20 protein-coding genes are annotated in these 25,580 nt (G+C 70.9%); 7 read left to right on the top strand and 13 right to left on the bottom strand.

All coding sequences use genetic code 11. The features are described from left to right. The first annotated feature begins 24 nt into the window (after positions 1-24). The 4 genes from J2S59_RS03545 to J2S59_RS03530 are packed head-to-tail and all read left to right on the top strand — an operon-like array spanning position 25 to position 5,763. Positions 25-1,275 (top strand): glycoside hydrolase family 6 protein, encoded by a 1,251-nt coding sequence (locus J2S59_RS03545; protein WP_068118059.1) that lies wholly within the window; start codon positions 25-27, stop codon positions 1,273-1,275. A gap of 47 nt (positions 1,276-1,322) precedes the next feature. Continuing rightward, entirely contained in the window at positions 1,323-2,768 is a 1,446-nt protein-coding gene (locus J2S59_RS03540; RefSeq protein WP_306824815.1) for a protein adenylyltransferase SelO, read from the top strand. Positions 2,769-2,819: 51 nt separating this feature from the next. Next, a complete protein-coding gene (locus J2S59_RS03535; RefSeq protein ID WP_068124520.1) occupies positions 2,820-3,845 on the top strand; it encodes an LLM class flavin-dependent oxidoreductase in 1,026 nt (341 codons plus the stop codon). Between the two features lie 55 nt (positions 3,846-3,900). Continuing rightward, entirely contained in the window at positions 3,901-5,763 is a 1,863-nt protein-coding gene (locus tag J2S59_RS03530) for a gamma-glutamyltransferase family protein (RefSeq protein ID WP_306824814.1), read from the top strand. Between the two features lie 4 nt (positions 5,764-5,767). On the opposite strand, the gene J2S59_RS03525 is transcribed toward J2S59_RS03530, so the two are convergent. The 6 genes from J2S59_RS03525 to J2S59_RS03500 form a co-directional block, all read right to left on the bottom strand. Next, positions 5,768-7,879: a PP2C family protein-serine/threonine phosphatase gene (locus J2S59_RS03525; RefSeq protein ID WP_306824813.1), complete on the bottom strand. Its 2,112-nt coding sequence runs from the start codon at positions 7,877-7,879 to the stop codon at positions 5,768-5,770. Between the two features lie 59 nt (positions 7,880-7,938). Then, positions 7,939-8,697 carry a helical backbone metal receptor gene (locus tag J2S59_RS03520; RefSeq protein WP_068117243.1) on the bottom strand — a complete coding sequence of 253 codons (759 nt, stop codon included), beginning with the start codon at positions 8,695-8,697 and terminating at the stop codon, positions 7,939-7,941. Positions 8,698-8,710: 13 nt separating this feature from the next. Next, entirely contained in the window at positions 8,711-9,208 is a 498-nt protein-coding gene (locus tag J2S59_RS03515; protein WP_068117240.1) for a thioesterase family protein, read from the bottom strand. A gap of 21 nt (positions 9,209-9,229) precedes the next feature. Continuing rightward, complete coding sequence (locus tag J2S59_RS03510) at positions 9,230-9,916, bottom strand: histidine phosphatase family protein (protein ID WP_068117237.1); 687 nt, start codon at positions 9,914-9,916, stop codon at positions 9,230-9,232. Positions 9,917-10,007: 91 nt separating this feature from the next. Further along, on the bottom strand, positions 10,008-13,340 hold the full coding sequence (locus tag J2S59_RS03505; protein ID WP_068117234.1) for a methylmalonyl-CoA mutase family protein: 3,333 nt from the start codon (positions 13,338-13,340) through the stop codon (positions 10,008-10,010). A 162-nt stretch (positions 13,341-13,502) separates the two neighbouring features. Then, positions 13,503-13,997 carry a MarR family winged helix-turn-helix transcriptional regulator gene (locus tag J2S59_RS03500; protein ID WP_306824812.1) on the bottom strand — a complete coding sequence of 165 codons (495 nt, stop codon included), beginning with the start codon at positions 13,995-13,997 and terminating at the stop codon, positions 13,503-13,505. 27 nt (positions 13,998-14,024) lie between these two features. Between J2S59_RS03500 and J2S59_RS03495 the strand changes: the two genes are divergently transcribed. Next, complete coding sequence (locus J2S59_RS03495) at positions 14,025-14,177, top strand: hypothetical protein (RefSeq protein ID WP_181641625.1); 153 nt, start codon at positions 14,025-14,027, stop codon at positions 14,175-14,177. Between the two features lie 221 nt (positions 14,178-14,398). On the opposite strand, the gene J2S59_RS03490 is transcribed toward J2S59_RS03495, so the two are convergent. The 6 genes from J2S59_RS03490 to J2S59_RS03465 all read right to left on the bottom strand — a co-directional run bounded on the left by J2S59_RS03490 (position 14,399) and on the right by J2S59_RS03465 (position 21,290). After that, a complete protein-coding gene (locus J2S59_RS03490) occupies positions 14,399-15,688 on the bottom strand; it encodes an ABC transporter substrate-binding protein (protein ID WP_068118233.1) in 1,290 nt (429 codons plus the stop codon). A 74-nt stretch (positions 15,689-15,762) separates the two neighbouring features. Then, entirely contained in the window at positions 15,763-16,917 is a 1,155-nt protein-coding gene (locus tag J2S59_RS03485) for a branched-chain amino acid ABC transporter permease (protein WP_181641624.1), read from the bottom strand. Beyond that, the gene (locus J2S59_RS03480; protein WP_068118227.1) at positions 16,914-17,801 is read right to left on the bottom strand and encodes a branched-chain amino acid ABC transporter permease; all 888 of its coding nucleotides are present in this window, start codon (positions 17,799-17,801) and stop codon (positions 16,914-16,916) included. The genes J2S59_RS03485 and J2S59_RS03480 overlap by 4 nt, the downstream gene beginning before the upstream one ends. Continuing rightward, entirely contained in the window at positions 17,798-19,660 is a 1,863-nt protein-coding gene (locus J2S59_RS03475) for an AMP-dependent synthetase/ligase (protein ID WP_068118224.1), read from the bottom strand. Before J2S59_RS03475 ends, J2S59_RS03480 begins: the two co-directional genes overlap by 4 nt. Continuing rightward, the gene (locus tag J2S59_RS03470; RefSeq protein WP_068118236.1) at positions 19,657-20,499 is read right to left on the bottom strand and encodes an ABC transporter ATP-binding protein; all 843 of its coding nucleotides are present in this window, start codon (positions 20,497-20,499) and stop codon (positions 19,657-19,659) included. The genes J2S59_RS03475 and J2S59_RS03470 overlap by 4 nt, the downstream gene beginning before the upstream one ends. Further along, a complete protein-coding gene (locus tag J2S59_RS03465) occupies positions 20,496-21,290 on the bottom strand; it encodes an ABC transporter ATP-binding protein (RefSeq protein ID WP_068118223.1) in 795 nt (264 codons plus the stop codon). The genes J2S59_RS03470 and J2S59_RS03465 overlap by 4 nt, the downstream gene beginning before the upstream one ends. Positions 21,291-21,498: 208 nt before the next feature. Between J2S59_RS03465 and J2S59_RS03460 the strand changes: the two genes are divergently transcribed. Then, positions 21,499-23,049, top strand: a complete 1,551-nt coding sequence (locus J2S59_RS03460; RefSeq protein WP_306824811.1) for a CocE/NonD family hydrolase — start codon at positions 21,499-21,501, stop codon at positions 23,047-23,049. A 21-nt stretch (positions 23,050-23,070) separates the two neighbouring features. Here the strand turns inward: J2S59_RS03460 and J2S59_RS03455 are convergent, their stop codons facing one another. Then, a complete protein-coding gene (locus J2S59_RS03455) occupies positions 23,071-24,264 on the bottom strand; it encodes a homogentisate 1,2-dioxygenase (RefSeq protein ID WP_068122231.1) in 1,194 nt (397 codons plus the stop codon). 43 nt (positions 24,265-24,307) lie between these two features. Between J2S59_RS03455 and J2S59_RS03450 the strand changes: the two genes are divergently transcribed. Further along, the gene (locus J2S59_RS03450) at positions 24,308-25,546 is read left to right on the top strand and encodes a fumarylacetoacetate hydrolase family protein (RefSeq protein ID WP_306824810.1); all 1,239 of its coding nucleotides are present in this window, start codon (positions 24,308-24,310) and stop codon (positions 25,544-25,546) included. The last annotated feature ends 34 nt before the right edge of the window (positions 25,547-25,580 follow it).

The following is a 25,580-nucleotide window of genomic DNA, read 5'->3' as shown; positions in this document are numbered from 1 at the left end:
GTCTCAACACTTCTCGGGAGAACCATGTCGAAGCCCCGCTCCTCTGCCCGCCTACCTCTCTGGATCGCGGCGCTGTGCAGCCTCGCGGTCGCCGTCCCCGGCACCGCCGTCGCCGCCGGCGCGACGGCGCCGGACTCGGCCGAGACCACCGCCGTCCGCACCGCCGACTTCCGCACCGCCGACCTCACCACCGCCGACGGCGCCGCACCGGCGGCGAAGCTCGGTCCGCGCCAGGTCGGCACCCGCTACCCCGGCAAGGTCGGGGTCGGCCGCTGGCACACGCCCGTCTTCGGCGCCTACAAGCAGAACCCCACCAACCCGCTTGCCGGACGCACCATGGGTGTCTACATGGGCCCGCAGGACCAGGTGTGGGAGCCGTTCACGAAGACGCGAGGGCAGCAGCGCACGCTGTTGGGCAAGATCGCGCTGCGTCCTCGGACCAAGTGGTTCGGCGCATGGATCCGTCCCAATCAGATCGCCGCCTCGGTCCGTCGCCACATCGAGAACGCCCAGGAAGGTGACCCGTCGGTCCTGGTGCAGATGACGGCCTTCGCGCTCCAGCCGTGGTACACCGAGGCCTGCAACCGTGCGCCCAACAAGGCGGAGCAGCAGTACTACAAGCGCTGGATCCGGGGCTTCGCCCGCGGCGTCGGCAACACCCCCACGGCCATCATCCTCCAGCCCGACCTGCCGTTCGTGCTGTGTAGCCCGCGTCCGCGGGTCCCCTACCACCTGGTGACCTACGCGGCGAAGGAGTTGTCGAAGCGGCCCAACGCGGCCGTCTACATCGACGTCGGCGCCTCCGACTGGCCGAAGAACCAGCCCCGCCTGGCGGCCAACATCCTCAAGCGTGCAGGCGTCAAGCACGTGCGCGGGTTCGCCCTCAACGCCACGCACTACGCGCCCACGGCGTGGGACGTCCGCCACGGGACGAAGGTCGTCAAGGCGCTGAACCGGATGGGGATCCGCAACAAGAAGTTCGTGGTGAACACCTCCTCCAACGGCAAGGGCTTCGACTTCGGCAACGCGCGCGGACCGCACGAGGACCACGCCAACGTGTGCCGCACCAAGCGCGCCAAGCACTGCGTGACGCTCGGCATCCCGCCGACCACGGCGGTCGCGCACGCCAAGTGGCGCCTGCCGCGCGACGTCCGGGTCAAGGCACGCAAGCACACCGACGCCTATCTCTGGTTCGGTCGCCCGTGGCTCTACATGCAGAACGACCCCTTCCAGATGCAGCGCGCGCTGCAGCTCGCCCGCACCAGCCCTTGGTGAGTCGGTGGACGCGCGATCCCCTCAGGTCCGCGACCTAGGCTGAAAGCGTGCTTCCCCACCTCTCGGCCCACTTCGCCTCCGCCCTGCCCGAGCTCACGGCTCCGTGGCAGGCGGAGGCGACGCCCGAGCCGCGGTTGCTCGTGCTCAACGAGCCACTGGCCGCGGAGCTCGGCCTCGACGCCGACGCGCTGCGGACCCCGGAGGGGGTCGGGCTGCTGACCGGGGTCGCGCCGCCCCCGGACGCGCATCCCGTCGCCCAGGTCTATTCCGGCCACCAGTTCGGCGGGTACGCACCACGCCTCGGCGACGGTCGCGCCCTCCTGCTCGGTGAGCTGACCCACCCCGACGGCTCGTGGCGCGACCTGCACCTGAAGGGATCGGGGCGTACGCCGTTCTCCCGCGGCGGCGACGGGCTCGCAGCGGTCGGCCCGATGCTGCGCGAGTACGTCATCAGCGAGGCGATGCACGCCCTGGGGATCCCGACGACCGGGTCCCTGGCCGTCGTCGCGACCGGCCGCGACGTGCAGCGCGAGGCCATGCTCCCCGGCGCCGTGCTCGCCCGGGTCGCACGCAGTCACCTGCGGGTCGGCACCTTCCAGTACGTCGCCGCCAACGGCGAGCGGGAGCTGTTGGAACGCCTGGTCGACCACGCCATCGAGCGGCACCACCCACGCGCCCGTGAGGCAGCCAACCCGGCAGTCGGTCTGCTGGAGGGCGTCGTCACCGTTCAGGCGGCGTTGGTCGCGCGCTGGATGCTGGTCGGGTTCGTCCACGGGGTGATGAACACCGACAACATGACGATCTCGGGGGAGTCGATCGACTACGGGCCGTGCGCGTTCATGGACGCCTTCGACCCCGCCACGGTCTTCAGCTCGATCGACCACGGCGGGCGCTACGCCTACGGCAACCAGCCGCCCGTGGCGGAGTGGAACCTCTCCCGCTTCGCCGAGACCCTGCTTCCGCTCATCGACGACGACCAGGACAAGGCGGTCGAGACCGCCGTCGAGGTACTGCAGGGCTTCCGCACCCAGTACGCCGCCGCCTGGGTCGCCGGCATGCGCGAGAAGCTCGGCATCCCGGCCGACGCTCCGCAGGACCTCGCACACCCGCTCGTCGACGACCTGCTGCCGCTGCTGAAGGACAACGGACTCGACTTCACCTCGTTCTTCCGGCACCTGGCGTCGGCCGCGCGGGGCGACGCCGAGCCGGTCCGGGGAATGGTGCTCGACCTCGCCGGCATCGATGCCTGGCTCGCGCGGTGGCGGGCGCTCGGTCCCGACGCCGACGCGATGGACGCGGTCAACCCCGTCTACGTCCCGCGCAACCATCGCGTCGAGGAAGCGTTGGCAGCCGCCACCGCCGGTGACCTCGGACCGGTCGAGCAGCTGGTCGACGTCATCCGCAGCCCCTTCGTCGAACGACCAGGTCTCGAGGCGTACGCCGAGCCCGCGCCGGGCGGCCACCCGGGCTACCAGACCTTCTGCGGCACCTGAGCCGGAGCACCCGGGTCGGAATATCGGCGCTCGCCGGGGCGCTGTCCCGTCATGGCCGCCACCGCTGACCTGCCGCTGTCCGTCCTCGACTTCGTCGGGATCGAGCACGGCGAGCCGGCGAGCGAGGCGATCGCCGGGGCGGTCGAGATCGCCCGGGCCGTCGAGGACGCCGGCTACCGGCGCTACTGGGTCTCCGAGCACCACAACATGGAGAACCTCGCCTGCAGCGCCCCCGAGATCCTGCTCGCCCACCTCGGCGCGAAGACCGACCGCATCCGGGTCGGCGCCGCCGGGATCATGCTGCCCAACCACGCCCCCTTCAAGGTGGCGGAGGTCTTCCGCACCCTGTTGGCGATGTATCCGGGCCGCATCGACCTCGGCCTCGGTCGCGCGCCCGGCACCGACCCGCTCACCGCCCACGTGCTGCGCCGCGGCGCCCAGACCGACGTCGCGAGGGAGTTCCCGGGCCAGGTCGCCGAGCTCCTGGCCTTCCTCGGCGCCGGACCCGCGTTCCCCGACGGTCACCCCTACCGCCAGCTGGTGGCCGCTCCGGTGGTCGAGGACCGCCCGGAGGTCTTCATGCTCGGCTCGAGCCCCTACGGACCGCAGTTCGCCGCGGTCAACGGTCTGGCTGCGGTCTTCGCCCACCACCAGAGCCCCGACCTGGCCGTCGACCTGCTGCGCCACTACCGCCGCGACTTCGCGCCCGCGACCCCCGACGCCCGCCCCTGGTCGGCGATGTCGGTGCTGGCCTTCGCCTCCGACGACGAGGACGCCGTGCTGGAGTTCGAGGCCGCCTGGGCGTTGACGATGCGCAACCTCAGCCGCAACCGCCGTACGCCGTTGCGCCCGGAGGAGGTCACCGCCTTCGCCCGATCCGCGGAGTTCCTCCGGCACCGCCGGCCGCAGGACCCGCGCGCCGCGACCGGTCCGGCCAAGGAGGTCGTCGCGCGCCTGGCGGACCTCAAGGAGCAGGCGGAGGCCGACGAGATCGTCGTGGTGACGCCCAGCCTGGACCGCGAGCGCCGGATCGCCAGCTACCGCGCGATCGCCGAGGCCTGGCCGAGCGGCGCATAATCACCGCCTCCTCGGTTGACACGTGTCAAGGTGTCCTCCGACGAGAGGAGCGCGGGTGCGCGAGCAGGGCAGGGGACGGGTACGGCGCGGGGTGCGCCGCGCGGCGATCGTGATGTTGAGCCTGGCGTTGATCGCCCTGGGCGCGTACGCCGCTCTGCCCAAGGGGCCGCGCGACCCGATGGACTACACCAGCCCGAAGGGGCGCGAACGCCCCCTGGCCACCGGGACCGAGCACGCGGTCGTGGCGGGTACGCCGTGGGCGGCCGAGGCGATGCGCGAGGTGCTGGAGGACGGTGGCAACGCGGCGGATGCCGCGGTCGCCGGTCTGCTGGCGCTCAACGTCACCTTCGGCGAGGCGGCGAGCTTTCCGGGTGTCGCGCCGATGCTGGTGCGCGACGGTGCCACCGGGCAGGTGCGCAGCTACACCGGCGCCGGGACGGCGCCGGCCGCGGCGACGCTCGAGCGGTTCCGCGACCGCGGCTGGGAGACCGTGCCGGAGATGGACATCTGGGCACAGCTGCTCCCCGCTTCGCCCGACGTGCTCGTCGCTCTGCTCGAGGAGCACGGCTCGAAGACCTTCGCCGAGCTGGCCGCCCCCGCCGTACGTCTCGCGCGCGAGGGGTTCCCCGTGCACGAGGTGATGGCCTACAACCTCGACTTCTCCCTGATCGAGCGGATCGGCTTCGGCTTCCTCCTGCCGACCAACGCCGAGGAGTTCACCAAGGGCGAGTGGTGGCGACCGATCCACGTCGGGGACCGGTTCACCCGGCCGCTTCTGGCCGACACCCTCCAGGGTCTCGCCGATGCCGAGACGGCCGTCCTGGCAGACGGTGGCGGCCGGATCGATGGGTTGCGCGCCGTGCGCGACCACTTCTACGAAGGACCGATCGCCGAGGCGATCCTCGCGCTGCACGCCGACGAGGGTGGCCTGTTCACGGCCGAGGACCTCGCCGGCTATGCGGGCGAGTGGGAGGAACCGCTGACCGCCGACTTCCGCGGCCACACGATCCACACCAACCGCACGTGGACGCAAGGCATCGTCGTCCCGATGGTGCTGCAAGTCCTGGAGGAGATCGACCTCGCGGCGATGGGCCACAACAGTGCCGACTACGTCCACACGGTGCTGCAGGCGATCGACCTCGTCATGGCCGACCGGGAGGCCTACGTCGCCGACGAGACCTTCGTCGACGTACCCGTTGCCGAGCTGCTGTCGGACGAGCACGCCGCTCGCCGTCGCGCACAGATCCGGGAGACGGCGTACGACGGGATGCCCTCGGAGGGCGAGCTGGACTCGGCCCAGCGCGTCCCGGGGGTGCACGCCCCGACGCCGCTGGTCGGCAAGGACACCACGCACCTCGCCGTGGTGGACGCCGACGGCAACGCCGTCACCATCACTCCGAGCGACTTCCCGCTGACGCCGATGGTGCCCGGCACCGGGCTGAACCTCGGCAACCGCATGAACCAGTTCCGGCTCGACCCGGCCAGTCCCAACCGCCTGGAGCCCGGGAAGCGGCCGCGCATCACCCCGCACGCGGTGATGGTCGACGAGGCCGACGGCGGCCGGATCACGGTCGGCACACCCGGTGGGGACGTGCAGACGCAGACCAACGTGCAGGTGCTGCTCAACGTCCTCGTCTTCGGCATGGATCCGCAGGAGGCGGTGCAGGCGCCGCGGTTCCGGTCGTTGAACTTCCCGAGCTCGTTCGCCCCCCACGAGGTCGAGCCGCGCACGATCGAGCTGGAGGGATCGTTGTACGACGACGTCCACGCCGCGCTCGAGAAGCGCGGCTACACGGTGCGGCGGCTCGACCGGTGGGACCACGAGCTCGGCGGCGTGGGCATGGTGCGCACCCGTCCCGACGGGCGGATCGAGGTGGGCGCGGACCCGCACGAGAGCACCACCGGCTCCGCCCGATGACCGGTCAGTCCTGCGGCGCGTACTCCGCGATCAGCATCGCGAGGTCGTCGTCGAGGGTGCCCTCGGTCTGGGTCTGCAGCGAGGCGAACCCGGCGTCCAGTGCGTCGGCGAAGGGGGCAGCCCCCATCGCGGCCAGGACCTGGTGCGGGTCCACGAACGCCCGGGTCGGTGTCCGGGCCTCGATCAGACCGTCGGTGAACATCACCAGCCGGTCGTACGCCGCGAGCCGGCCGTGGGCGATCGTCGGGTCGACACCCAGCCCCAGCGGGGGGTCGTAGTCCAAGACGAGCTCGCTCGCGCGGCCCTGGGACAGCACCACCGGGGCCGGGTGGCCGCACGAGACCGCGCTGAAGGAACCGTCGTGGGTGATCTCCACGAGGCAGGCGGTGACGAAGTCCTCGGTGCTGGCGAGGTAGGGGCGCATGCCGCGGTCGATCTCGCGCGCGAGCTGGGCGAGGTCGACCGCATCGGTCGCCGCGGCGCGGAACTCGCCGCGCACGATCGTGGCGGTGCGCACGGCGTTGAGGCCCTTGCCCCGGACGTCGCCGATGAGCAGGCGGGTGCGTTCGGCGCTGCTGACGACCTCGAACAGGTCGCCACCGATCTGCGCGGCGGCAGCGGCGCCCCGGTAGCGGGCGGCCAGGCGCAGGGGTCCGACCCGCTCCGGCGGCGTGGCCAAGATGGCCTCCTGCGCCGCCTCCGCGACCTCGGTCATGCTGGCGAGGCGTTCGGACTGGTCCTGGAAGGTCACCGCGGTCTCGAGCGCCCGCGCCGCCAGCGCGGCGAGCTGGTCGAGAAACGCCACGTCCTCGGCGGCGTACGTGCGTCCGGACTCGGCCTGCACGAGGGTGACCGCGCCGATGACGCCGGCCCGGCCGATCAGGGGCACCACCATCGCGCTGCGCATCCCGAACTGCTGCAGCAGGCGCAGGTGATCCCGGCTGGTCGCGGCGGTGCGCAGCAGCTCGGCGGGGATGAAGGGGAACAGCTCGCTGCGACCCGTCGCCATGACGCCGCGCACGCCGAACGGCGCGTCGGCGTCGGGACGGAGGACGGCGTCGACGAGGTCGTTGCCCCACCGGGTGCGCGCGGGGTCGGAGTGGCGCAGGGCGACCACCTCGAGCGCCTGGTCGCGCTCGAGGGTCACCGCGCACCAGTCCGCGAACCGTGGGACGAGTAGACGGACGACCTCTTCGACGGTGGTGTTGACGTCGAGGCTGCGGGTGAGGGTGGCGGAGGCCTCGTGCAGCAGCTGCATGCGGTGGCCGGCGAGGTCCTCGCGCTCGAGCTCGGCGGCGCGGTGCAGGGCCTCGCCGAGTGCTCCGGAGATCGAGAGCAAGAACGCGTCCTGCGACCGGGGCACACCGGCACCCGGGGGGAAGGACATCGTCAGCACGCCCTCCACGACACCCGCCTTCATGAGCGGCAGCACGTGGACGGACCGGCGGCCGCGCACGCGGCCGTCGGAGCGCTGCACGAGGTCGGGGAAGTGAGTCCGCAGCTTCTCATCGTCGCGCACGTGCAGCGGGATCCCGGTCGCTGCGACCTGCGCCTTGGGGTGGTCGGAGCCGGGGACGACCTCGAGCGTGGGCTCCTTGCCGTACCACGCAAGCGGGCGCAGCGCCTTGTCCTGGTCGAGGATGTGCACCCGGATCTGGTCGGCACCGATGGTCTCCGCGGCCTTGCCCACGAACGCCTGGCTGACCGCCTTGACGGTCCTCGCGCCGATCAGCTCGCCGGCGAGCGAGTCGATCAGCTCCTGGATCATCGTGGTCATGCTCAGCAGCCGGTTGCGCAGGTCGTGACCGACTGCGGAGACACTCACCGCGGTGCTCGCGATGATGACGTTGGCGACCACGCGCAGCACCCAGTCCTCGGTGCCGAAGGTGTCGTGCCACAGCCCCGAGCTGCCCCCGATGACCACGGCCAGCACAGCCACGATCGCCGTACGGCGCGGGGGAGCTGCCGTGGCCGTGACGACCGCGCCGGCGGCGTAGGTGCCGCTGAGGAAGACCCCGGTGAGCAGGTCGAGGAACACGAGCACGGTGAGCAGCAGCAGGCCGGCGGCGGTGACGGCGTCGGACGGGCGGATCCCGCGACCCCCGAGAATCTCCACCCTTGCCGCCTCCGTGCCGCTCCGGGCCCCGGGCTCCGTGCCGGGGGTCGATGCGAAGACTAACGATCCGGGGTCCCGTCGGTGCGGGGAGTGTCGATCTGCTCGAGGAGCGAGGGTCCGTACCAGGTCAGCAGGCGGCCGCTCACCAATCGCGTCGGCGTTGCGAAGGCCTCCGGGCCGTCGTCGGCGCTGAAGACGTAGGGCTCGTCGGGGAGCAGGACCAGGTCCGGCCGACGGGCCTCGATGTCGGCCGGCGTGAGGGTGGGATAGCGCGCGACATCGGCGAAGACGTTCTCCCAGCCCATGCGGCGCAGCAGATCGGAGGTGAACGTGTCACCACCGACGACCATCCAGGGATCGCGCCAGATCGGGACGGCGACGCGGGCGGTCACGGGCGGGAGGGGGCCGCACCACCGCTCCTCGACCTCGTCGAGCCACGCCGGACGCGCCCAGCCGAGGGCGCCGAGCAGGCGCCCGATCGAGGCCGTCGCGTCAGGCACGGTGTCGATCTCGGTGACCCAGACCCGGACACCGGAGTCCCGCAGCCGCGTGACGTCCAGCTCGCGGTTCTCCTCCTTGTTGGCGACCACGATGTCGGGGGCGAGGTCGCGGATCGCCGCGAGGTCGGGGTTCTTCGTCCCGCGCACGCGGACGACGTCGAGGTCGGCGGGGTGGGTGCACCACTGCGTCGCCCCCACCACCGCCTCCGGGCGTACGGCGGCGAGGGTCTCCGTCAGCGACGGGACCAAGGACACCACCCGCGTGGCCGGGGACGGGCCGGCGTACGGGTGCCCGAGGTCGTCGGCCCAGGTCGTCACGGGACGGGCGAGGTCACCGCAGCGCGAGCGCGCCGGACAGCGCCGGCTGCCACGGGAGCTGGGCGTGCTCGGCGATGCGCGCGTCCATCGCCGCTGCCACGTCGGCGGGCCAGGGTGCCGTCTTGCGCTCCTCGACCAGGACGTGGAGGAAGATCTCCTCGATCACGCAGGCCAGCCGTTCGTGGGTGTCGTCGAGGACGTAGATCACCGTGTGGGCGGCGCGCTCGGCGCGACCGAGCAGCCGGACCCGCACCGACATCCGGTCACCGGTGCGCAGCCCGTGGAGGTAGGTGATGTGGTGCTCGGCCGACAGGCAGGCCCGCCCCTCCTTGACCGGCCAGTTCCACGCGATCCCGAGCTCGTCGAGGGAGTCGTCGAGTCCCTCGCTGCCGATGCCGAGGTAGTGGCGCACGTTGAGGTAGCCGTTGGCATCCTCGAACGGGGTCGGGACCGGCTGCTCGGCGTAGGCAGGGAGGCTGGCGAGGTCTGCGTAGGACGGGTGCGTGCTCATGAGCGTCGACCCTAGTCGCCGCTAGTCGTCGGCGGGCAGGGCCGTGGGGTCCGGCGCCGCCTCGTCCTCGAGGAAGCGCCCGCCGATCGGCTCGGAGTGCCAGTCGAGCAGCTTCCACCCGGTCGCGGGGTCGCCCTCGACGGTGATCAGCCCGGTGTTCTCCAGTCGCTCGCGGGCCTCGGGGTGGTCCTCCGCCCCGTCGACGCGCCGCGAGACCCAGGTGCGGATCGCCGCGCCGTGGCTGACCAGCAGCACGGTGCGCGTGGCGCGTTCCCACGCGCCCGTGACGATCCGCTCGACGGCGGCGTCGTACCTGCTCAGGAACTCGTGGCCGTTCTCCCCGCCGGGCATCCGGTGGTCGAGGTCGTCGGAGATCCACGCACCCACGGTGCCGATGTAGCCGGCCACGGCGTCGTGGTCGTTGCGCATCTCGAACTCGCCGGCCCGGATCTCCTCGAGCCCGCCGGTGACCGCAGGGTCGAGCGACCGCGCGGTCGCCAGGGGCTGCGCGGTCTGGTGCGTCCGCACCAGCCGGGAGACGTGCAGGCCGGTCAGGTCCTGGTCGGCGAGGGCCCGCACGGCGGCCGCGGCCTGGGCCTTGCCGAGGTCGGTGAGGTCGTGGCCGGGCTCGCCGGTGTCGAGCGCACCGGTCACGTTGCTGTGTGTCTGGCCGTGGCGCAGGAGCAGGAGGCGGACGGGGCGGTTCATGCTGCCATCATCCCCGACGCCGCCGCCGGACCCCGTGGGACGTCATACGCCCGCGGGGCTATAGCTCCACAGGCGTATGACGTCCGGGGGGTCAGACGTTGCGCCGGTACTGTCCCCCGACCTCGAAGAACGCCTCGGTGACCTGACCGAGCGTGCAGACCCGCGCCGCCTCCATGAGGACCGCGAAGACGTTCTCGCCCGAGGCGGCTGCCTCCTTCAGGCGGGCGAGTGCCTCGGTGGCCTCGTCGCGGTGGGTCTCGGCGTACTCCCGGACCCGGCGCAGCTGCGACTCCTTCTCGGCGTCGGTGGCCCGCGCGAGCTCCACCTTCACAGGGGTGCCCTCGTCGGAACCCGGGTTACGGAAGGTGTTGACGCCGATGATCGGCAGTGAGCCGTCGTGCTTGCGGTGCTCGTAGAGCATCGACTCGTCCTGGATCCGGCCACGCTGGTAGCCGGTCTCCATCGCACCCAGCACGCCGCCGCGCTCGCTGATCCGGTCGAACTCCGCGAGCACGGCCGCCTCGACCAGGTCGGTGAGCTCGTCGATGATGAACGCGCCCTGGAGCGGGTTCTCGTTCATCGCGAGGCCCCACTCGCGGTTGATGATCAGCTGGATGGCCAGCGCGCGGCGCACCGACTCCTCCGTCGGGGTCGTGACGGCCTCGTCGTAGGCGTTGGTGTGCAGGCTGTTGGCGTTGTCGTAGAGCGCGATCAGCGCCTGCAGGGTGGTGCGGATGTCGTTGAACGCCATCTCCTGCGCGTGCAGCGAGCGACCCGACGTCTGGACGTGGTACTTCAGCTTCTGCGAGCGCTCGTTGGCGCCGTACTTCTCCTTCATCGTGATGGCCCAGATACGGCGCGCGACCCGGCCGATGACGGAGTACTCGGGGTCCATGCCGTTGGAGAAGAAGAACGACAGGTTCGGCGCGAAGTCGTCGATGTCCATGCCGCGCGCGAGGTAGGCCTCGACGTAGGTGAAGCCGTTGGCGAGGGTGAAGGCCAGCTGGCTGATGGGGTTCGCCCCGGCCTCGGCGATGTGGTAGCCGGAGATGGACACGGAGTAGAAGTTGCGCACCCCGTTCTCGATGAACCACTCCTGGATGTCGGCCATGCAGCGCAGCGAGAACTCGGTGGAGAACAGGCAGGTGTTCTGACCCTGGTCCTCCTTCAGGATGTCGGCCTGCACCGTGCCACGCACCTGCGACACCGCGTGGGCGGCCAGGATCGCGCGCTCCTCCTCCGACGGCTCGCGGCCCTCGCGCTCGGTGAAGGCGTCGACCTGCTGGTCGATGACGGTGTTGAGGAAGAACGCCAGCACCGTCGGAGCCGGACCGTTGATCGTCATGGACACGCTGGTCGTGGGGGCGACGAGGTCGAAGCCGTCGTACAACGCCTTCATGTCGTCGAGGGTGGCGACGGAGACGCCGGAGGTGCCGACCTTGCCGTAGATGTCGGGGCGCTCGTCGGGGTCGCGACCGTAGAGCGTGACGGAGTCGAACGCGGTGGAGAGCCGCGTCGCCGGCTGGCCCTCGGACAGCAGCTTGAAGCGGCGGTTGGTACGGAACGGGTCGCCCTCGCCGGCGAACATCCGTGCCGGGTCCTCGTTGTCGCGCTTGAACGGGAACACGCCACCGGTGAAGGGGAACTTGCCGGGGAGGTTCTCGCGGCGCCAGAAGCGCACGAGCTCGCCGTGGTCCTCGAAGCGGGGGAGCGCGACGCGCGGGATCTTGTTGCCCGACAGCGACTCACGCGTCAGCTGGGTGACGAGCTCCTTGTCGCGCACACGCACGACCTGCTCGTCGCCGGAGTACGACGCGACGACCGCGGGCCACTCCGCGAGCGCGTCGGCGACCTCGACGTCGAGCTCGCGCTCGGCACGCTCGAGGAGGGTCTCCACCTCGTTGGTCGAGTGCCCGCCGACGGAGGAGGCGGGTTGCTGGGTGGTCGAGTGCCCGCCGACGGAGGAGGCGGGTTGCTGGGTGGTCGAGTGCCCGCCGACGGAGGAGGCGGGTGTATCGAGGCCACGGAGCTCCTCGGCCACCGCCCGCAGCCGTTGCACGCGCCGCGCCGCGGCCACCAGCTCCTCGGTGCGGGCGTGGTAGCCGCGGACCGTCTCGGTGATCTCCGACAGGTAGCGCACCCGCTCCGGCGGGACGACCTGCCGGATGCCCGAGGAGTGGCGTACGTCGACCGGCGTCAGGGCCCCGTCGTCGAGCCCGAGGCCGTGCTGGGTGAGCAGGCCGCGCAGGTGCCCGAAGAGTGCGGTGACGCCGTCGTCGTTGAAGGTCGCGGCGGAGGTGCCGAAGACGGGCATGTCTTCGGGCTGTTGGCCGAACGCCTCGCGGTTGCGGACGAGCTGGCGACCGACGTCGCGCAGGGCGTCCTTGGCGCCGCGGCGCTCGAACTTGTTGATCGCCACGACGTCGGCGAAGTCGAGCATGTCGATCTTCTCCAGCTGCGACGAGGCGCCGTACTCCGGCGTCATGACATAGAGCGAGGTGTCGACGAACGGCACGATCGCCGCGTCACCCTGGCCGATGCCCGGGGTCTCGACGACCACGAGGTCGAAGCCGGAGGCCTTGAGCACGGTGATCACGTCGGTGAGCTGCGCGGGGATCTCGTGCGCTCCGCGCGTGGCGACGCTGCGGAAGTAGACCCGGTCGCCGTCGAGCGCGTTCATCCGGATCCGGTCACCCAGCAGGGCGCCGCCACCCTTGCGGCGGGTGGGGTCGACCGCGACCACGGCGATGCGCAGCTTGTCCTGCTGGTCGACGCGGAAGCGGCGCACCAGCTCGTCGGTGAGCGACGACTTGCCCGACCCGCCCGTGCCGGTGATGCCGAGGACCGGCACGGTGTGCCGCGCGGCGGCGTCGCTGAGCGCTGCCTGCAACGCCGGGTCCAGGCGGCCCTGCTCGGCGGCGCTGAGCGCACGCGCGATCGCCGTACGCTCGCCGGCGAGGACCTGCTCGGCGCTCGGCGTACGCCCGTCGAGGACGTCGTAGTCGAGGTCGGCGACGACCGAGTTGATCATCCCCGGCAGACCCATGCGCTGGCCGTCCTCGGGGGAGAAGATGGTGACGCCCGCCTTGCGCAGCCGGTCGATCTCCTCGTGCACGATCACGCCGCCGCCCCCGCCCACGACGCGGATGTGCCCGGCGCCCTGCGCCCGCAGGGACTCGACGAGGTACTCGAAGTACTCGACGTGCCCGCCCTGGTAGGACGACACGGCGACCCCGTTGGCGTCCTCCTCGATCGCGGCGTCGACGACCTCCTGCACCGAGCGGTTGTGCCCGAGGTGGATGACCTCGCAGCCCTGGCTCTGGAAGATCCGCCGCATGATGTTGATCGAGGCGTCGTGGCCGTCGAACAGGCTCGAGGCGGTGACCAGGCGGACCGGGTGCGTGGGGACGTGCAGCGAGCTCATGGGTGGCCTTCCGCGAAGTTGCTTTGACGTCAGATAGTTTGACGTCCAATCAATTTCAGAATACGCCTCTCGCCCCGCCTTGTGAAGCGTCACTCCCCTACGTGAGCGTCGCCACACGAGCGTGGCGGGGACGCTCACGTAGGGGAGTGTGCGGGGGCGGGGTCAGTTGACGGGGTCGCCGGCCGCGGCGCGCAGCCGGGTCAGCGCGGCGGTGAGCGCGTCGACCTCGGCGGCCGCGAGGCCGGGCTGGGCGAAGACGGTCTCGTTGAGGCCCACCGTGGCCTTCTCGACGACCTCGCGTCCGGCGGGGGTGATGGCGGCCAGGACGAGGCGCCGGTCCTCCTCGCCGCGGGTGCGCGTGACGAACCCCTGGGCCTCGAGCCGGGTCACGGCGCTGGTGACGCTGGCGGGGTGGACCTGCAGCAGGGAGCCCACCCGGGCCATCGGCAGCTCCTGGCGCGAGGAGAAGGCGAGCAGCCGCAGCACCTCATAACGAGCGAACGTCAGATCGTGCGGCCGCAACACGGCGTCGATGCGGGCCTGCAGGAGCTGGTGCACGCGGACCAGCGACGTCACCATCGCCATGCCGTCGGCGGCATCGGTCCAGCCGTGGGCGACCCACTGCCGGTGGGCCTCACGGATCGGGTCACGGGTCACGGGATCACCGTAGGGCAGGACTAGAAAGTGCCGGCGCTGGGCAGACCCCGTGTCAGCGCCGTCCGGGTGGACCTCACCGGGACGTCAACCGAAGGAACAGGAGCCCCCATGAACACCCGCACCATTGCGATCGCTGCGTTCATCATCGCCATCGTCATCTTGCTGATCATCCTGCTTTGATCGCTGCGCGACCGAGCTCGCGAGGGCGCGTCGTGGCGATCAGGTCGAGTAGGCAAACCCAGGCCTGAGCGTGCGAAGGGTTGGGGTCGCCGTATCGAGACCTCAGTGACCGGACGGTGACCTTGAGCCCGGAGGGCTCCACACGCAACACGCAACAGGGGCGCGACCACCGGTCGCGCCCCTGGTGCGTGTGAGGACCGCTCAGCTGAGCGGTCCTCGACTCACTTCATGAGGTAGCAGGCCTCGGTGAACTCGTAGCCCTCCGCGGTCGGACCCGTGTAGGACTCGACGGTCACCGACGCCCCGGTGGAGGCGCTCTCGTCGGGGGTGAAGAAGTTGGTCGCCCGGACGACCGCCTCGTTCGGGTCGCCGGCGTAGTTGCCCGACCCCTCCGGCAGCGAGCCCTCGCTGTCGACCTCGGTCATCGACGTCGCGGCCTCGAGCACGCCGGCGCGGGTGAGGTCGTCGTTGTCGAGTGCTCCTTCGAGTGCCGCCTTCATGACGTACTGGCTGCTGAACCCGATCGCGTAGTAGTCGTTGGGCTGCGCGTCGCCGGCCGCCTCGCGCATGGCCTCGCGGCCGGGGCTGTCGGCGTCGTACGACGGGAACGGGTTGGACCAGGTGTAGGCCGCCTTCAACGCCTCGCCGGCCGGGGACTGCAGCAGCGCCGCGTTCCACGTCGGGATGGCGCCGATGAACCGGCCCTCGAACCCGTTCTGCAGCGCGCCCCCGACGACGGCCGCCAGCTCGAGCGGCGTGGTGCCCATGATGACCAGGTCGGCACCCGAGCGCAGGACGCCGGCGACCGCGGCCGCTTGCTGGTCGGCGCCCACCGTGGTCTCGATCGCCGTGAAGTCGACGCCGCGCTCCTCGGCGGCGATCCGCGCTCCGACCATGACGTCGTCGCCGTAGTCACCGGGCAGGTGGACCGCGGCGACGCTGGTGGCACCGAGCTCGTCGATGCCGTAGTCGACGGCGTTCATGCCCTCCGCGCAGTACGGCGCACCCAGCTCGAGCACGCGGTCCTCGAAGATCCAGTTCGACCCGAGGGTGGCGGGCATGGCCACGAGCTCCTCGGCCTCGGAGTCGCGCATCATCGCCTCGGTGGCCGCGGTGCCGAGCGAGCCGGACAGCGCCAGGACTTCGCCGCTGATCTCGTTCCACGCCTGGGCGTGCCGGTCGGGGTTGTACTCGTTGTCCTTGAGGTGGGTGGTGACGTCGACCTCGTAGTCGCCGATCCCGCCGTCCTCGTTGACCATCCTCCAGAAGGCCTCGGCGCCGTCCTGCAGCGGGATGCCGATGGCGGAGAACGGACCGGTGAGGTCGGTGATGGCGCCGAGGTAGATGCAGCCCTTGCTGTCGTCGATGGCGTCGGGGCATGGCTCGCTGGACACGCCGGGACCCGTTGCGGTGTCGCCGTCGTCGCTGCTCCCGCTGTCCCGGCCGCAACCGGCGAGGACGAGGGCGGAGGCGACGGCCAGGACGGCCAGCCTGCGCAGAGGTGTGTTCACGGTGGGTGGTTCCTTTCATCCATGCCCCGTTCAGGTGAACGGGTCAAGTCGGGGGGTGGGCGGGCGGCGAGAAGTCAGTAGGAGAAGGGGAATCCCTTCCAGTAGGTGCGGATCCGCATCCAGATGCCGTAGAGGCCGCGGGGCTCGAAGAGCAGGAACGCGATGATGAGCACGCCGTACATCGCGATCTCGAGCTCGAAGATGTTGGGGCTCTCGCGCGCCGAGGAGGAGATGAACGGCAGCAGGTGCGGCACCTCGGCGGCGATCTGGGGGAGCAGCGCGATCAGCAGTGCGCCCATGATCGAACCCGAGATGGTCGCGACGCCGCCGATGAGCACCATCGCGATGAACTGCACCGACAGCAACAACCCGAACTGCTCGGCGCTGACGTGCCCGTTGAGGACGAAGAGCAGCGAGCCGCACACACCCGCGTAGAAGGACGAGATGACGAAGGCGATCTGTTTGTAGCGCGACAGCTCCACCCCCATCACGCCGGCTGCGATGTCGCGGTCGCGGACGGCGGAGAACGCTCGCCCGACCTTGGAGCGGGCGATGTTGCGCGCGAGCAGGGCGAAGATGATGAGGACGACCAGGAAGAACCAGAACAGCTTCTGCTCGTCGCTGTAGGCGCCGTTGCGCGTCAGGTCGATGCCGAACAGGATCGGTGTCGCAGCGTCCCGGCCGACCTGCGCTCCACCGGACATGCTGCGCCACTCGAGGAAGAAGTACTGGCCGATGAAGACCAGCCCGAGGGTGACGACCGCGAGGTAGAGCCCACGCAGGCGGGTGGCCAGGGGCGCGACGAGGAACCCGGCGATCGCGGCGACCGCGCCGGCCGCAGGGATCCAGATCAGCGGGTTGGTGATGCCGAAGCCGAGGTAGCGCCCGTCCGGATCGCCCGACAGCACGGCGGCGGTGTAGGCGCCCAGCCCGACGAAGAAGGCGTGACCGAGCGAGACCTGCCCGGCGTATCCGGTGAGCAGGTTCAGCCCGATCGCGCCGATCGCGAGGACCAGCCCGCCCCCGAGGACGGCGAGCATGTCGTCCTCGAGGCCGAGCGGGAGGTACGCCGCGATCGCGATGATCGCCAGCACGCCGAGCTGCTTGCCGCGGGTGTTGAGCAGCGACATCTCCTGGCCGTAGCTCGTGTAGAGCTCGGTCCGGCCACGTGCGCGGCGGGGACGGCGGGGCTTGCGATCGGCGACGGGCGGTTCCTGGATCGTCGTCATACGCGCTCGACCTCCTTCGTGCCGAAGAGCCCGTGTGGTCGCACGAGCAGGACCAGCAGCATCAGGACGTACGGCGCGATCGAGCCGGTGTTGGTGCCGAGGAAGGGAAACCAGGTCGAGTGATAGGTGCGGACGACGGCCTCGACCAGGCCGATGATCAGCCCGCCGAGGACAGCTCCGCCGAGGGAGTCGAGTCCGCCGAGGATGATCACCGGTAGCGCGACCAGCGCCAGCATCCACAGGCTCCGGTCGATGACGTTGCCGCTGGCGGCGAAGACCCCGGCCACGGCCGCCAGGGCGCCGGCGAGGCCCCAGGAGACCGCGAAGACGGTGCCGATGCTCACGCCCTGGGCCATTGCGGCCTCCTGGTCCAGCGCAGCGGCGCGCATGGCCAGGCCGATCCGCGTGTAGCGGAAGAAGGCGAAGAGCAGGGTCACGATGATCGCGGCCGCAAGGATCGCGGCGATGTGGCGCTCCTGGAAGCGGACGCCGCCGATCGTGATGGCCTCCAGGCCCCAGGGGTCACCGATCGAGCGCGGGTCCACCCCCACGAAGGAGCCGGCGACCACGCGCACGACGATGTCGACGCCGATCGTGATGATCGCGATCACGAACACCGCCTTGCCGACCATCGGTCGAATTGCGACCCGTTCGACGATCAGGGCCACGGCCGCGATCGCGATGACGCCCAGCAGCGCGCCGACCCAGAAGCCGAAGCGCGGTGAGAGGTAGCTGACGAGGATCGCGCCGGCCATCATGAACGCCGGCTGGGCGAAGCTGATCACCTGCATCGACTTGTAGATGATGACGAAGCCGAGGGCGAGCAGCGCGTAGACGGCCCCGTTGCCCAGGCCGACGCCGCCGGCGGTGAGGAACTCGTTCATCGGCCGCCTCCGCTCGCACCCGCAGCAGCGGGCTGCTCGCCGTACATCTCGGCGACGAGGTGGTGGAAGGCCTTGTCGACGGCCGAGCGCTTGACCTTCTGGGTGGCGGTGAGCTCGCCGTCCTCGTGGTCGAGCTCCTTGGGCAGCATGCGGAAGTCCTTGATCTGCTCGACCGGGTTGTGCTTGGCATTGACGTCGTCGACCACGCGCTGGAGGAACTTGCGCACCTCCGGCTTCTCGGCGAGGTCGCGGTAGGTCGTGAACGCCAGCCCCTGGCGCTGCGCCCACTCACCGACGGTGTCGAGCTCGATGCCGATCAGTGCAGTGAGGTATTTGCGGCGGTCGCCGATGACCACGGCCTCCTTGACGTAGGGGGAGGCCTTGAGCGCGTTCTCGATCTCCGACGGCGCGACGTTCTTGCCGCCGGCGGTGATGATGATGTCCTTCATCCGGTCGGTGACACGGATGTGCGTGCCCTCGACCCACTCGCCGACGTCGCCGGTGTGGAGCCAGCCCTCGGCGTCGACGGTCCGGGCGGTCGCCTCCTCGTCGCGCCAGTAGCCGGCGAAGTTCGAGGCGTGCCGCGTGAGGATCTCGCCGGTCTCGGGATGCAACATCAGCTCGGTGCCGTCGAGCGGCTCGCCGACGGTGCCGAGGCGCACGCGACCGGGCCGGTTGGCGGTGGCGATGGCGGTGTTCTCGGTCATCCCGTAGACCTCGTGCACCCGGACACCGACGCCCATGAAGAACTGCAGGACGTCCGGCGCGATCGGCGCTGCGCCCGAGGCGGCGTACCTGACCTTGCCAAGGCCGAGGCGCTGGCGGAAGGCACGGAAGAACAGCACCCAGCCGAGGGCGGCGCGGATCCGGGTGCCGGGGGTGTGGGCCCCGCCGTTCGCGGCGAGAGTGGCGCCGAGCCGCTCGGCCTCGCGGAGCCAGAACCGGCCGTAGGCGCGCTTGGCCCGGCTCGCCGAGTCCACCTTGATGCGCGCGGTCGCCAGCAGCTTCTCCCAGATGCGGGGGACGGCGAACAGCAACGAGGGCTGGATCTCACGCAGGTTGGCCGGGACGGTGTCGATCGACTCGGCGAAGTTGACCTGGGTGCCGGTGGCGGTGTTGTACCAAGTCGTGAAGAACCGCTCGGCGACGTGGCACAACGGCAGGTAGGACAAGGTGAGGTCCTTCTCCGTGGCCTGCGGCGAGATCAGCTGTTCGTTCTCGATGGCCGTCTCGATCGCGAACTCCACGTTGCGGTGGGTCAGCATCGCCCCCTTGGGCGGACCGGTCGTGCCGGAGGTGTAGACGAGCGTGATCACGTCGTCCTCCTCGGCCGCAGCCATCCGCTCCTCGACGGCACCGGGGTGCTCGCGCCGGTGCTGCTCGCCCAGCGCGAGCAGGTCCTCCCACGCGAGCAGGCCGGGGAGGTCGTAGCGCCCGCGGATGCCGCGGGGCTCGCGGTAGACCACTGTGCGGACCTCGGGGCACTCGGCGCGCACGTCGAGGAACTTGTCGAGCTGCTCCTGGTCTTCGGCGAAGTGCACCGTGGCGCCGCTGTGGGCCAGGAGGTAGGCGACCTCGGCCGCCGGGTTCGTGGGGTAGAGCCCGACGGTGATGCCGCGTACGGCGACGGTGGCGAGGTCGAGGACGACCCATTCCGGGCGGTTCTCGCTGTGGATCGACACCCGGTCGCCGGGCTCGACACCCAGCGCGAGCAGGGCGTGACCGGTGGTGACGATGGTGTCCCAGTAGTCCGACCAGGTGATCTCCTGCCACACGCCGAGGTCCTTGTGGCGCAGCGCGATCCCGTCGGGGTTGCTCGCCGCGCGATCGCGGACTCGGGTCACGAGGGTGGTTCTCATGCGCGCACCTCCGTCCCGGACGCCTCGGCGGTGGGGTCGGGTGTGGTGTCGAGGTCGCCGCCCAGGTAGGCGCGGATCACGTCGGGGTGCTGCTGCACCTGTGTGGGCGTCCCGGTGGTGATCGGGGTGCCGAAGTCGACGACGAGGATGCGGTCGGCGAGGTCCATGACGAGTCCCATGTCGTGCTCGACCATGATGATCGGGATGTGGAGGTCCTCGCGGATGTCGAGGATGAAGCGCGCCATGTCCTCGGTCTCCTCGAGGTTCATGCCCGCCACCGGCTCGTCGAGCAGCAGCAGCTTGGGGTCCATCGCGAGAGCGCGCCCGAGCTCGACGCGCTTCTGGACGCCGTACGGCAGCAGACCCACCGGCATGCGGCGCCACTGCTCGAGCTCGAGGAAGTCGATGATGTCCTCCACGACGCGGCGGTGACGCAGCTCCTCCTTGCGCGCGCGGCCCACCCACGCGAGCGCCGAGAACACGCCGTACCCGATGTGCTGGTGTCGGCCGAGCATGAGGTTGTCCAGGACGGTGAGGTTCGCGAAGAGCTCGATGTTCTGGAACGTGCGGGCCATCCCGAGCCGGGCGATCGCCGGCGGTGCCATGCTGAGGATGTCGGTGCCGTGCAGGGAGACCCGTCCCTGCTGTGGCCGGTAGACCCCGGACAGCACGTTGAACACGCTGGTCTTGCCGGCGCCGTTGGGGCCGATGATCGCGAACAGCTCGTCGGGGTCGACGTGGAAGCTGACGCCGTTGATCGCTCGGACCTGTCCGAAGGCCAGGTGGACGTCGTCGAAGCGGAGGACCGGGTCCGCCGCGTGCTTCGGCTGCTGGGTCACGAGGCCCACCGCTTCCGGCGCTTGTAGTGCTTGACATCGCGGAACGAGGTGCGCCCACCCTCGGCGTCGTCGCCGTGCAGGCCGAGGTAGAACTCCCGGACGTCGTCGTCGGCGAGGAGCTCCGCGGCAGGGCGGTCCATGACGACCCGACCGGTCTCCATCACGTAGCCGTGGTGGGCGATCTGCAGCGCCATCGTGGCGTTCTGCTCGACGAGGAGCACCGCGGTGCCCTGGTTGTTGATCTCGACGATGATGTCGCGGATCTGGGCGACGACGAGCGGCGCGAGGCCCAGGCTGGGCTCGTCGAGCAGGAGGTAGCGGGGACCGCTCATGAGCGCGCGACCGATCGCGAGCATCTGCTGCTCTCCGCCGGAGAGGTAGCCGGCCGTCCCGTCCTTGCGCTCGACGAGCCGGGGGAAGAGGTCGTAGACGCGCGTGAGGTTGGCCTTGGTCTCCCGGGGTGCGGCGTGCGCCCCGACCCGGAGGTTCTCCTCGACGGTGAGCTCCTTGAAGATCCGCCGCCCCTCCAGCACGTGCTTGATGCCGCGCTTGGTCATGGCAGCGGGACGCAGGTGGCCGACCGGCTTGCCGTCGAGCGTGACCCCGCCCTTGCGGATCACGCCGTCGTGGACGTCGAGGAGGCCCGACAGGGCCCGCAGGACCGTCGACTTCCCGGCACCGTTGGCACCCAGGAGCGCGACGATCTTCTGGTCCGGGACCTCCAGCGACACTCCCCTCAGGGCAAGGACGACGTCGTCATAGACGACCTCGAGGTTGGCGACCGCCAGCACTAACCCTCCCGAACTCGATGTCGTGACCCGTCGCGCAGCAGCGAACCGGCGCGAGGTGTGACGCAGATTACACAGCCCCGGGAGGGCCAGTGCTCGAACGCGCGAACGTGACCAACCTGAGACCTACGGCGGGCTCCGGGAGCGGGACTGCGTAACCCGGCGTCGGTCGAGGCGGTTGTCGTCACCAACTACCTGCCCGAGGAGAACTGTGTCCCTGCGTACCGCCCTCGTCCCTGTGATCGGTGCCGCGATCGGCACCGTGCTGGTCAGCTCGCTGCTCGTCGCCCCGCCCGTCTCCGCCGCGCCCGCGGTGAGCGTCGCCAACCGCTGTATCGACAGTGCCCCCGAGCCCGGCTCGAAGCGACCGGTGAAGATCTGCTTCACCGTCTTCAAGCCCGCCGGGGCCTCGGCGAAGCGGCCGGTGCCGGTGCTCCTCGAGGGCCACGGCTGGGCCGGCAAGCGGCAGACCAGTCCGGCTGCCGTGAAGCGATGGACGGACGCGGGCTACGGCGTCGTCTCGATCGACCAGCGCGGGTTCGGCCAGAGCGGTGGTCTCTCGCACGTGATGCACCCGGCGTACGAGGGCAAGGACCTGCGCCGGATCGTCAACACGATCGCGCGCTACCGATGGGTCCAGAAGGACGGGCCGCGCGACCCGCGCATGGGGACGATCGGCGGCTCGTACGGCGGCGGCTACCAGTTCCTCGCCGCATTCGAGCTCCTGCGGGCCCGGGGGAAGCCGGTGATCGACGCCATGGCGCCGCAGATCACCTGGCACGACCTCAACCGCAGCCTCGCGCCGAACGGCGTGGTGCGGACCCTGTGGGCTGCCGTGCTGGTGGGTGCGGGCCTGCCCTCGAACGCGCTCCCGCCCCACATCTACAAGGGCCTGGTCGAGGGTCTTGCAACCGGTACGTGGCCGCAGGGACAGCTGCCACTGATGGAGGACCTGCGGCCGTTCTTCACGCGCAACGGACCGTCCTGGCACGTGCGCCAGGGCCGCAAGCTCGACATCCCGATGCTCCTCGGCCAGGGCACGACCGACGGACTGTTCAACCTGCAGGAGGGCCTGCGCAACTGGCGCACGGTGCTGACCAGGCGGGCGCGTCAACAGAGCGTCTTCGTCGGCTACAACGGCGGGCACGTGCTGCCGGCGTTGTTCCCCGCCGGCGTCAACGTCACCTCCGACCCGTGCAGCAAGCGGCTCGGCGGCGGTGACTTCGACGACCTGACGCTGCGGTTCTTCGACCACGTCCTCAAGGGCAAGGGGCGCCCGGTCGCCGGTCGCGGCAAGGTCCACATCGGCACGGCGACCGGGCAGTGCCTGACCTCGCCCTCGGGCGGCAAGCCGACCCGGACCGTCAAGGCCGCCCGGATCGTGACGCCGACCGCAGTCGGCCTCCCCGTCTCGGTGCCGATCGCCAAGGGCCCGATCAAGGTCGCGGGCTCGGTCAACCTCGACGCGAAGGTCACCTCCCTGGGCCTCGACGGACGGACCTTCCTCGGCCTCGCCGTCGGCCGCACGCCGTTGGACGCCAAGCTGGTGCAGAACAACACCATGCCGCTGCGCCAGGGCACCCCCGTCTCCGGCGTACGCCGCACGGTGGAGCTGCCAGCAGTCGGGGTCTCCGTGCCGAAGGGGCAGAACCTCTACCTGATGGCGACCGCCCTCCACGACACTTCCATCGCGATGGGCTCCCGGCTCCCCGGCGTCATGGCGCTCGACGACATCCGGGTCCACCTGCCGGTCGTCCGGTAGTCCGGCAGTACGGGTGAGCCTTCAGGCCTGGTCGGCGGCCCAGGTCCAGGCGTAGTCGGGGTCCTCGCTGGCCCAGCCGGCCTCGCCGATCTCGAGGGGGCGGAAGGTATCGACCATGACGGCCGACTCCTCGAAGCGCTCGGCGCCGAGGGAGGCCTCGATCGCGGACGGCTGGGGGCCGTGGGCGATGCCGCCGGGGTGGAGGGAGATCGAGCCGAGGCCGATGCCGGAGCCCTTGCGGGCCTCGTAGTCGCCACCGACGTAGAACATCACCTCGTCGCTGTCGACGTTGGAGTGGTAGTAGGGCACGGGGACGGCGAGCTCGTGGTAGTCGACCTTGCGCGGCAGGAAGTTGCAGACCACGAAGTTGTGGGCCTCGAAGACCTGATGGACCGGCGGCGGCTGGTGGAGCTTGCCGGTGATCGGCATGAAGTCGTCGGTGTGGAAGGTGTAGGGATACAGGCACCCGTCCCAGCCGACGACGTCGAGCGGGTGGGTGGCATAGGTGAGCCGGGTGCCGAGCACGCCGCTCGCGCCCGGCCCGCGGTGCTTGACCAGCACCTCCACCTGCTCGCCCTCGCACACCTTCGGCTCGGCCGGCCCGTGCAGGTCGCGTTCGCAGTAGGGCGCGTGCTCGAGGAACTGGCCGTGCGTGGACAGGTAGCGCTTCGGCGGTCCGATGTGGGAGCTCGCCTCGATCGCGTAGAGCAGGCTCGGCTGGTCGGGGATCCAGCGATGCGTGGTCGCGCGGGGGATGACGACGTAGCAGCCCGCGGTGTAGGAGATCGCCCCGAAGACGGTCTCCACCGTGCCGGCGCCCGACTCGACGTACACGCACTCGTCGCCGATGGCGTTGCGATAGTACGGCGAGGGGACGGTGGCCATCCCGTAGGAGATCCGCACGTCGGCGTTGCCGAGGACGAGCCGCCGGTGCTCCACGGCGTTGACGTCGTCGGGCGGGAGGGACGCCGTGAGGCTGTGCAGGCGCAGGTGCCGCGGCTTGAGCGGGTGGTTGGGCCGCGTCGCCAGGTCGGGCAGCTCCCACGGCTCGCTGGCGACGATCGCCGACGGCACGCCGCGGTGGTAGAGCAGCGAGGAGTCGGAGGAGAACCCCTCCTCGCCCATCAGCTCCTCGTAGTAGAGCCGCCCCTCGGGGGTGCGGAACTGGGTGTGGCGGTGCCGTGGGACGGCGCCGACCTGGCGGTAGTAGGGCACCTCTCCTCCTCTGGATCCGACGCACCGACCGTACGCTGAGCCGATGACGTGGGTCGAGGGAGCTGAGGGGTCCGGGTACGACGTCGACCACCTGCCGCTGGGGGTCGTCGAGCTGCCCGACCTGGCCGATCGCGACGGGCACCAGGTCGCGACCCGGATCGGCGAGCACGTGCTGACCCTGACCTCCCTCGCCGCGGCCGTCACCACGCCGGACGAGGTCCAGCCCGCGCTGGCCTGCCGCGACCTCGGCACGCTGCTGGCGGCCGGCCCGGCCACGTGGGCGGCGCTGCGCGAATGGCTGACGGGCCTGCTCACCGACGACACCCACCGCGACGCCGTCGCGCCACACCTGCACGCCGTGGCCGACACCCGCTCCCTCCTGCCCTTCGCCGTGGCCGACTTCGTCGACTTCTACTGCTCCGAGCACCACGCCCGCCGGGTCGGGGAGATCATGCGCCCCGACGGCGAGCCGCTGCTGCCGAACTGGCGCCACCTTCCGGTCGGCTACCACGGCCGGGCCGGCACGGTGGTCGTCTCCGGCACCCCCGTACGCCGACCGTACGGCCAGCGCCGCACGTCGCAGCCCGACGGCGAGGGCCGCAGCGCGGAGTACGCACCCAGCCGACGGTTGGACCTGGAGGCAGAGCTCGGCTTCGTCGTCGGCCCGCCGACCGCGCCGGGCACCCGCCTGCGCCCGGACCAGCTCGCCGATCACGTCTTCGGGGTGGTCGCGCTCAACGACTGGTCCGCGCGCGACATCCAGGGCTGGGAGTACGCCCCGCTCGGGCCCTTCCTGGGCAAGGCGTTCGCGACGTCGATCGCGGGCTGGGTGACGCCGCTGGCGGCGCTCGAGGCGGCGCGCGTCCCCCTCCCCGACCAGCAGCCCCCGCCGTTGCCGCACCTGGCCGTTAACGGTCCCGGCGGCTACGACGTCGCCGTCGAACTCCGGATCAACGGCGAGGTGGTGAGCCGTCCGGCGTACGCCACGACCTACTGGGGACCCGGCCAGATGCTCGTGCACCTCACCTCCGGCGGTCTCCCGCTGCGCTCGGGCGACCTGTTCGGCTCCGGCACGATCAGCGGTCCCGGTGACGACGAGCGGGGATGTCTGCTCGAGCTGACGCACGGGGGTCGCCAGCCCGTGCGAGTGGGGGACGTCGAGCGCACGTTCCTCGAGGACGGGGACGAGGTCACCATCGCGATGACGGCTCCTGGCACCCTGCCGGGGTCGTGGTTGCAGCTCGCCGAGGTCACCGGGACGGTCCTGCCGGCCGACGGCTGAGGTTCCCCGGCCTGGTCCGACTGCGGCTTTTCGT

The sequence above is a fragment of the Nocardioides massiliensis genome, from assembly GCF_030811215.1.
Classification (GTDB): Bacteria; Actinomycetota; Actinomycetes; order Propionibacteriales; family Nocardioidaceae; genus Nocardioides_A; species Nocardioides_A massiliensis.
The sequence above is the reverse complement of the archived record's forward strand: the minus strand, read 5'-3'. Positions and strand labels throughout refer to the sequence as shown.

Bases quoted from the DNA above. Each gene is read 5' to 3' on its own strand.
- J2S59_RS03545 (WP_068118059.1), top strand. From the start codon at position 25: ATGTCGAAGCCCCGCTCCTCTGCCCGCCTACCTCTCTGGATCGCGGCG.
- J2S59_RS03535 (WP_068124520.1), top strand. From the start codon at position 2,820: ATGGCCGCCACCGCTGACCTGCCGCTGTCCGTCCTCGACTTCGTCGGG.
- J2S59_RS03515 (WP_068117240.1), bottom strand. From the start codon at position 9,208: ATGAGCACGCACCCGTCCTACGCAGACCTCGCCAGCCTCCCTGCCTAC.
- J2S59_RS03510 (WP_068117237.1), bottom strand. From the start codon at position 9,916: ATGAACCGCCCCGTCCGCCTCCTGCTCCTGCGCCACGGCCAGACACAC.
- J2S59_RS03505 (WP_068117234.1), bottom strand. From the start codon at position 13,340: ATGAGCTCGCTGCACGTCCCCACGCACCCGGTCCGCCTGGTCACCGCC.
- J2S59_RS03485 (WP_181641624.1), bottom strand. From the start codon at position 16,917: ATGACGACGATCCAGGAACCGCCCGTCGCCGATCGCAAGCCCCGCCGT.
- J2S59_RS03480 (WP_068118227.1), bottom strand. From the start codon at position 17,801: ATGAACGAGTTCCTCACCGCCGGCGGCGTCGGCCTGGGCAACGGGGCC.
- J2S59_RS03475 (WP_068118224.1), bottom strand. From the start codon at position 19,660: ATGAGAACCACCCTCGTGACCCGAGTCCGCGATCGCGCGGCGAGCAAC.
- J2S59_RS03450 (WP_306824810.1), top strand. From the start codon at position 24,308: ATGACGTGGGTCGAGGGAGCTGAGGGGTCCGGGTACGACGTCGACCAC.